General features: G+C 41.5%; 7 protein-coding genes. 1 reads left to right on the top strand and 6 read right to left on the bottom strand.

The window, feature by feature from the left end:
• Nucleotides 1-206: 206 nt before the first annotated feature.
• From JWQ85_RS14985 to JWQ85_RS14960, 6 genes are all read right to left on the bottom strand, one after another.
• Nucleotides 207-2,879, bottom strand: a complete 2,673-nt coding sequence (locus JWQ85_RS14985) for a TonB-dependent receptor (protein WP_299469359.1) — start codon at nt 2,877-2,879, stop codon at nt 207-209.
• On the bottom strand, nt 2,876-3,811 hold the full coding sequence (locus JWQ85_RS14980; protein WP_299469357.1) for a GLPGLI family protein: 936 nt from the start codon (nt 3,809-3,811) through the stop codon (nt 2,876-2,878). The genes JWQ85_RS14985 and JWQ85_RS14980 overlap by 4 nt, the downstream gene beginning before the upstream one ends.
• Before the next feature lie 120 nt (nt 3,812-3,931).
• Nucleotides 3,932-4,600 carry an RDD family protein gene (locus JWQ85_RS14975; protein ID WP_299469355.1) on the bottom strand — a complete coding sequence of 223 codons (669 nt, stop codon included), beginning with the start codon at nt 4,598-4,600 and terminating at the stop codon, nt 3,932-3,934.
• 47 nt (nt 4,601-4,647) lie between these two features.
• Nucleotides 4,648-5,643 (bottom strand): DUF5668 domain-containing protein, encoded by a 996-nt coding sequence (locus tag JWQ85_RS14970; RefSeq protein ID WP_299469353.1) that lies wholly within the window; start codon nt 5,641-5,643, stop codon nt 4,648-4,650.
• 2 nt (nt 5,644-5,645) lie between these two features.
• Nucleotides 5,646-6,269 (bottom strand): PspC domain-containing protein, encoded by a 624-nt coding sequence (locus JWQ85_RS14965; protein ID WP_299469352.1) that lies wholly within the window; start codon nt 6,267-6,269, stop codon nt 5,646-5,648.
• Nucleotides 6,270-6,294: 25 nt separating this feature from the next.
• Nucleotides 6,295-6,999, bottom strand: a complete 705-nt coding sequence (locus JWQ85_RS14960) for an SDR family oxidoreductase (RefSeq protein ID WP_299469350.1) — start codon at nt 6,997-6,999, stop codon at nt 6,295-6,297.
• 93 nt (nt 7,000-7,092) lie between these two features.
• Between JWQ85_RS14960 and JWQ85_RS14955 the strand changes: the two genes are divergently transcribed.
• Nucleotides 7,093-7,824, top strand: a complete 732-nt coding sequence (locus JWQ85_RS14955; protein WP_299469348.1) for an ABC transporter permease — start codon at nt 7,093-7,095, stop codon at nt 7,822-7,824.
• Nucleotides 7,825-7,906: the final 82 nt, after the last annotated feature.

Below are 7,906 nucleotides of genomic sequence, written 5' to 3'. Positions count from 1 at the left end.
TTATCAAAAATCACTTGTATTTTTCATTGCCGTTGGCTTTAGCCAACGGATTACAAACAAAACTTATAAGGCTTTAGCCAAAATTCGGAATTTGAGCGTTATTTTAATTCTTCCGAACATCTGTGGTGTCCTCACCAACAATTCTCTATTATAGTCCGGATGCAAGGTGGCTTGTTGGTGAGGACACCAACAAGAAGAATAAAAACCTATAAATTAAACGTCATCTTAGCCAACAAGAACCTTCCCGGTATAGTGTACGAACTGCTGGTAAACGTATTTGCTGATAGGTACAGCGCGCTATAGGTTTTGGTATTAAACAGGTTTTGCGCGGTCAGTTCCAAATCCAATTTTGTTTTGTTGAACTTGTATTTCACAGAGGCATCGGCAAAAATATATTTCAGATCATTAGCCTGTTGCTGGTGAGTGTAATAATGATCGGCAGCAACACTAAAAAACAAATTACTTAGCGGGTTATAATTTATCGACCCTTGTTGTGTTAAACGCTCAAACTTGCTTGAAGTAGCAACAGCTGAAGACTTACTTTTTGTTTGGTCGTAATTGGCCTTGTAGCTAAAGTTTATATAATCGCTTACCTTGGTATCGGCACCAATACTAAAGGTTGTTGAGATGGTGTTATAAGGCAATATAATATTGTTCTGGATCTGGTTAAGCTTGGTGCTTTGTACCGATACACCTGCGCTAAAGGTAGTACGCAAACCAAAGGCATATTTGCTCACATAACCACTGCCCATCCATGAATCTATATTGTTATCAAAGGGCAATACAATACGCTGCTGAATATTATTGGTTAATATGCTCGACGCGATGTTATTTGCATTCATGTGCGTATAAGATGCATTTACACTAAAAAAGAACAGGGTGATGGCTTTACGGTAATTAAACCCGAACATAGCATTCTGCGTTTTACGTTCGGTTAGGTCGGCGTTATTGGCGTAAAGTGACCGGTAATCTTTTAGGATAGATCCGTTATACACATCTTGTATGTTCCCAATATCATTACGGAAGTTATAAGCCACCGTTATATAATTTTCAACCGCGGTTTGGTATTTTATGGATATACGCGGGTTAAAATACAAGCGGGTCAGATCTTTATCAAGGTTATAATAACTGTCATTATAGCTTATCTGCTGCAAGTTTAAAGGCAACGAAATGTTCGCCTTAATTTTATCCCCCGGGATATCATACACAGCCTCGGCATAAACCTTACGACGCTGCCAATCCAGGTTATTAACCGTGCTATCTGATACCCGGTTTACCGAATTATTCAACTGTATTATGTTTAGATTCGACTGTAATTTTTGCGATTGCACGCTAAAACCAGCCTTGTAACTTTGCGTGATTAAATTGCCCGGTATTTTAAACCCAACATAGTTATTAGTAAACCAGGTGGGTATATCTACCGTTTGGGTAAGCTGCTTGTAAGCTACACCATTATTAAAAATATCGGGGTTTAAACCAGGGTCTATCACCCGGTTCTCGGGTTCGGTACTGTGGTTCAGGTAACTGTAAATCTCAATTATTTTATTGCTCTTGAAGGTATTCATGAGGCTAAACTCGTTGGATATATCCATCAAATTATCCTTAAACACCTGGTTAACGGGTGTGCCATTGGTATTCAGCGCCGAGTAACCGGTATTGCGACTATAATCGGCAATAAAATTGTTGTTCAGGTAATACTTGTCCTTGTTTACATTAACTGAAAGCTGGCTGTGCAGAACATCCGGCCTGCGCCTGTTATTTTGCACTTCGGCATAGCGTATGGTATCATTGGGCAGGTAATATTCGCTGAACTTGGTATAACTCTGTTTCTGGTTATCCCGCAGGTAAGATACGTTTGCCTTTAGCTGTACATCCTTTTTCAAATTAACCAGGTTATTCAAATTCAATATACCCGATTGATTGAACAGGTAACGGTTTCGTGGCAGATCAGGGTCGCCCGCTGTGCCTAATGACAGGACTGTCCCTGGTTTATCATTATCCAACCTGGACAGGTAACTTGACAGGTTGTGCGATACCAGATCGCTCGCAACATCATTACTGGTGTTATTGGCTTTAAAATAGTTTATGGCCTTATACTTATCCTTAAACATCATGGCATTAAGGTCGGCATAGTATTTATCGGGTAAGCCCGCGCCAATAGTTTCCTGCCCTACTAATTGCAGCTTCGCATCTTTTTTAATGGTAAGGTTAAGGGCTACGTCTTCGCTCACCACTTTATCCCTAAGCATTTTTACAGGCTGATGGTTCTCCATTACCTGCACTTTATCTACTACGTTATTGGGGATAGTATTGGTAGCAATGTTATACTTATCGTCCAACAGGTTATCACCGCCTATATACACGCCCGAGATAGATTTACCGGTATAACTGATCTTGCCATCTTTGGCCACATCAATACCCGGCAGCTTCTTAATCACATCTCCAATAACCCTATCCTGCGGGCTGCTAAAGTCTGATACCTTATAATCGGTAGTATCGCCATGTACCCGCAACCGCGGGCGGTTATCCTTTATGGTTACTGCCTGTAACTGATTAACCGCCTTGGCAAGCTTAAAATTGTATGCGGTTACCGCGTTGGCAACCGGTTTGGCCTGTTTAGTAAAGCCCACACAGCTTACTTCTAAAGCTAAGCCTGTTTTATCAGCATCGGCGGGTATTTGCAGAGTGTAATTCCCTTTATCATCGCTGCTGGCATATGCGATAATTAAGTTGCTGCCACTTTTTAGGTTAACGGTGGCGTATGATATTGCCTTGCCCAAACTATCGGTAACTGTACCTTTAATTGCCTGCGAAAAGGCAATGGTAGAGCACAGCATGCAAAAAATGCACACTGCACTAAACTTATATACCTGCCTCATTTTTTCTCGGGTAACTCTAAGGAGTTATTAATAACCGGGCCTTGTGAAATTAGAATTTTATCTTTGGGTCCGCCGGGAGCCATCCTAACGGTTGCCCCCGAGCCAGCCATTGCCGATTGCATAAAAGCCTGCGGGTCTTTTTTCAGGGCTGCCTTAAGGTTGGTAAACTCCTTTTCGGTGGCTTTAATACCTGTTGATGGCAGGGCAATTACAGCCGGGTCATCAACATCATCGGCCATCCCAATCAGCTTAACAACCGTACCACCGGTTTGGATGGTGCCGGGCTCGCTGCCCGGTGCGGCTTTTTCCAGTTTATCGGCATTATCTAATCCATCAAACTTAAACACCACCTGTTTTTTAGTATCGTAGGCCTCTACAATTAAGCCTGGCAAGCCTATTAATTTCCAGGGCCCGCTTTGAAAAGGCACATCGGGGCAAAACCAGGCGGTATAATCGCGTCCGGCAACGTGCCCTGTAGCTTTTTGGCATTTTAAGCCCGAAAAGCTTGCGGTATCATTGGTTATATGCCATTTAATAACAGGCATTGGTTCTTCTATCAGGTAATTGTTCACCAGCAGCTTTTCTTTCCTGATGAATTTCTTTTGATCGGCAAACGTAAAGTACTCGGTATTGCTGGCCCGCCCGCCCTTAACGTTTACATTTACACGCCCGCCTGCGCTTGCCGCTACCTGTTCGGCCACCTGCTTCCTAATCATGGCGTCCTGCGTTTTACGGTCAAAGCTTTTGTAGACGCTGGCACTTTTGCCTAAAAAAAGCACCATGTTTTCGGTGTAGATATCATTTGGCTTGGTGGTATCCCGCAGGTGAGAAAATTTATAGTGCGCTATGGCTTTCGTGCTATCTGACTTTTGTGCTTTAGCTACAAATACCAAAGCGCACATGCATAGAAACAGGGGAAATAACTTTTTCATAACTGTGATATATTTTAAAAAATTCAGGGTTGATTATAAATACATCACAAACATAACTAATAAGTTAGTCATGTTACGAAATTGTCGTAGAGTTTTAACAATTTTTAACAAATGCCATATTTAGCTGTCCAACCGGTCTTTAATAACCAGTGTATCAGCCAGCATGTCATGCAGGCACTGCTGCTTTTTATTGAAGAAGGCAATTAGATAGCCTATGAATAATGTAGCTACCGAAAGATATTTGAAGAGGTTACGCTGTAGCGCTTTAGAGGTATGTATGCGTTCGCCATAAATATCACAAACACGAACTTTTAGTAGTTGCTTGCCAAACGTGCCTTGTTTAGGGCCGCTTTCCATCATAACATTATAAACAATTTTACCAATGGGGATGAGCGCTACTACACATATGATAATGCCGATGCGTAAAATTTTATTATCATCGCCGGGCAATGCCAGCAACAAAATAAGCATTACAACAAAAGCCACAAGAACAAACGCCGCGGATACAATAAGCCAATCGATAACGGCTGCCAGCAGGCGCTGGTCAAAACTGCCGAAATACTGTAGGGGCAATGGCTGCTTATTAAAACCAAAAAGCTGCCTTAGTGCAGCTATTTCATGGGCTTCCTTGTAGTCGTCCATGGCGGCGGTCTTTACAAAATCGCCGGGTTTAATTTTACGCTCCCTTAATTGCGCAATGGTGAAAGGCCCTTCGGGCTTGCCGTTGATAACCAGTATATATTCATCGTTGGCGCTTGGCTGTAAAGTTTTATTGCCGGAGGGTTGCATAGTTTTCAAATTTAAACATTACGCATAACCATCCGGCAATAAAACAATTAATATTTGATCACCTTAAAATCGGATATGCCGCCTTTTAAATGAATCAGTATTTTGTTTGTGGCTGCGGCAAAACCTTGTGTTTCGTAGGTATTGTCGGCTTTCTTATCAAACCCGGTAAACTCGTTTGATGACAGGCCCGAATCTGAAGTGATACGGCAGGCCGCGTTTGCAGGCACTTTAATTTCTACTTCAGATACCCCGGTTGAAACTTCAACATTGGTAGTTGCCAGTGGCTGTCCAAGTTTAACATGGAATGACGCTGCACCGCCGTTTATTATAAAGTTTTTAATTTTAAATGGCGACAGGTCAAAATCCAATTCGGTTGCGCCCGCTTTTACGTTTATGTCCCACTCGGGTTTGGTATTAAGCTTCATAGTAGCCGAGTTACCGTTATCGCTATTCCACTCGATATGGCCTTTTTTATCTTTCATCCGCAGTTCAACAACCGGTACATTCCCTTCCATAGTGTGCGTATAGATATAGCGGTTGTAACGTTCTTTGGTTATGGCTTCAAACAGCTGGCTGGTGGTATCCTTAAGCGTATAAAGGGTACCGCCACCGCTTATAATAAGCTTTGCAGATGTTGCGGTTGCCACATAAGGTTCGGTGTAAGTACTGCTGCCTTCTACCTTAACAATACCGGTGCTATCATTGTCGTTATTGTCGTCATCATCATTATCGTAGTCACCATTTCTGTGCCATCCATTATCATTAAAACTCCAATGATTGTTGAACGGAGAAAACCAGCGATTTTCAAAATGGCCAAATACTAATAAGCAAAAGCCTAATATAACAACCCCTATTTTAAGGGCTGTTGCCCATGGTGCTTTATTATTGGCAAACACCAGGTTTACACCACCCATTATCAAAAATATAGGCCACAGGTGCCATATATTCCCCCAGTGAAAATCAATTACATGGTAATTATCTAATAGGAACACCGTTCCTAACAGAACCAGGATAAGTCCCGGTACAATTTTTTCGCTTTTCATGATTATATAGTTGGAGTGTTATCGTTTGGTTTGTCTTCAGTTGGCTTGTCTTCGGTTGCTTCAGTATCGGCGTCGGTTTTAAACTCAGCCTCTTTCTTTTCGGCATGCCAGTCTTCTTTTTCCCATGGTTTCTTTTTACCTGTAAATAGCATGGTTGCACCTACTGCCACTAATACTATCGGCCATAGTTTTTCAAAATCAAAATCGGGTATAAATTCAAACTGATCAAGTAAAAATATTGAGCCAAGTGCTATAAGTACTACACCGAATATAACACCTGCGTTTGAGGTTTTTTTAACCGGCGGATACGGTGCAAAGGGTTCCCCTGGGAACGGTGGCTTAGGTACAGTATAATCTACATGCACATCTTTAAATTGCGGGTTATAAGGAGGGTTAAAGCCGGGCGTAACACCTGGTTTAAAGGTTGGATCGGTATAATTGTAAGGGCGTTTAGGTAATACTATCCACAATACAATGTATGGTAAAATACCTACTCCTTTTAAAAATACAGCCAATACAAATATTACCCGTACTACTGATACATCAACGCCGAAGTACTCGGCTAAGCCTGCGCAAACACCACTAATTGTTTTGTGATGTTCGTCTCTGTAAAGTTTCTTTTCCATTATCTTTAGTTTAAGTGTTTGGTTACTAAATTTGGCCCGATGCAGGTTTTATGATCAGTTCGTCAACATTGGCACCGGCGCTCATACTTAATGTATTTACTATTGCCGATGCAACATCTTCGGGAAGTACCATTGTGTTTTTATCAACCTCAACGCCTTTCCACGAATCTGTTAATGTTGACCCCGGGATCACTGCTGTTACCTTAACACCATGTCCCTGCATTTCGAGCCTCATTACCTTATTAAGACCTAAAAGTGCATATTTAGTTACACTATACACACCTGCCTCTGCTATAGGGTTTATAGCCGCAACAGAGCATATGTTGAATATATGCCCTTCACCGACAGAAACCATACTTTCACCGAAGAAACGGTACAGTTCGTAGGCCGGCATAAGGTTGGTATCTATCTGTTTTTGGAAGGAATCTTCGCTATCGTTAAGTATAGAAACGTGCTTGTACATACCCACGTTATTCACAATAATACCGACGAAACCCAGCTTTTTCTCGGTGAATGAAGCAAAATTTTTCAATTCATCGCGTTTACTGCAGTCGGTAACCATGGTTACAACAGTAATTTCGGGGTTGATATTCTGGAGCTCTTGTTTAAAATCTGATAAATCTTGCTCATTTCGAGAACAAATGGACAGGTTTATTCCTTGTTTAGCAAAAGCGATTGAAACAGCGCGGCCAATGCCTTTGGTTGCTGCAGTAATGAGGGCGTTTTTCATATAATAATATCTAATTTAATTGATTGAATTAGAACAAGCAATATAGGCTTAATATTAAAAAATGTATTTTTAACCGAATTTTCACAATTACAAATGTTTCAAAGCTTAGGAAGATATATATTCTTACTGCGTTTAAGTTTTAAAAAGCCCGAAAAGTTCAGTGTTTACTGGAACGAGGTGATGCGTGAAATGGTATCTGTGGGGATAGGCTCGCTGGGTATCATCAGTATCATATCGGTGTTTATTGGCGCAGCAACAACTATTCAGGTAGCTTTTCAGTTATCAAGCCCGTTGGTACCCCGTAGTATTGCGGGCAGTATATCCCGTGACTCTAACATATTAGAGTTTAGCCCAACCATATCATCACTGGTACTGGCAGGGCGGGTAGGTTCAAACTTTGCATCAAATATTGGTACCATGCGGGTAACCGAGCAAATTGACGCCCTTGAAATTATGGGTGTTAACGCGCCGGGGTATTTGATATCCCCCAAAATTATTGCCAGCATAACCATGATACCTATGCTGGTGATTATCTCCATATGCCTGGGTATTACAGGTGGTTATATTGCCTGTGTAATAACTGGTGACATTACACCTGCTGATTACTTAATGGGTGTTAATGAAGGTTTTGATGGCCTTACCGTTAGGGTGGCTTTAGTTAAAGCCTTTGTTTTTGGCTTTATCATAGCTTCCATTTGTTCTTACCAGGGTTTTTATACAAAAGGTGGCGCGCTTGAGGTAGGCCAGTCGGCAACGGCGGGTGTAGTTTACAGTTGTGTGTGGATCTTATTTGCTGACCTTATGATCACCAGTTTAATGCTATGATCGAGATTAAAGACATTTATAAAACTTTTGGCGATAACGAAGTGCTTAAAGGCATTACTGCTACTTTCCATACCGGTAAAAA

It is taken from the genome of Mucilaginibacter sp. (assembly GCF_028288105.1).
Taxonomy (GTDB): domain Bacteria; phylum Bacteroidota; class Bacteroidia; order Sphingobacteriales; family Sphingobacteriaceae; genus Mucilaginibacter.
This window is presented reverse-complemented; position numbering and strand designations above follow the sequence as displayed.

Bases quoted from the DNA above. Each gene is read 5' to 3' on its own strand.
- JWQ85_RS14955 (WP_299469348.1), top strand. From the start codon at position 7,093: ATGTTTCAAAGCTTAGGAAGATATATATTCTTACTGCGTTTAAGTTTT.
- JWQ85_RS14980 (WP_299469357.1), bottom strand. From the start codon at position 3,811: ATGAAAAAGTTATTTCCCCTGTTTCTATGCATGTGCGCTTTGGTATTT.
- JWQ85_RS14970 (WP_299469353.1), bottom strand. From the start codon at position 5,643: ATGAAAAGCGAAAAAATTGTACCGGGACTTATCCTGGTTCTGTTAGGA.
- JWQ85_RS14965 (WP_299469352.1), bottom strand. From the start codon at position 6,269: ATGGAAAAGAAACTTTACAGAGACGAACATCACAAAACAATTAGTGGT.
- JWQ85_RS14960 (WP_299469350.1), bottom strand. From the start codon at position 6,999: ATGAAAAACGCCCTCATTACTGCAGCAACCAAAGGCATTGGCCGCGCT.
- JWQ85_RS14985 (WP_299469359.1), bottom strand. From the start codon at position 2,879: ATGAGGCAGGTATATAAGTTTAGTGCAGTGTGCATTTTTTGCATGCTG.
- JWQ85_RS14975 (WP_299469355.1), bottom strand. From the start codon at position 4,600: ATGCAACCCTCCGGCAATAAAACTTTACAGCCAAGCGCCAACGATGAA.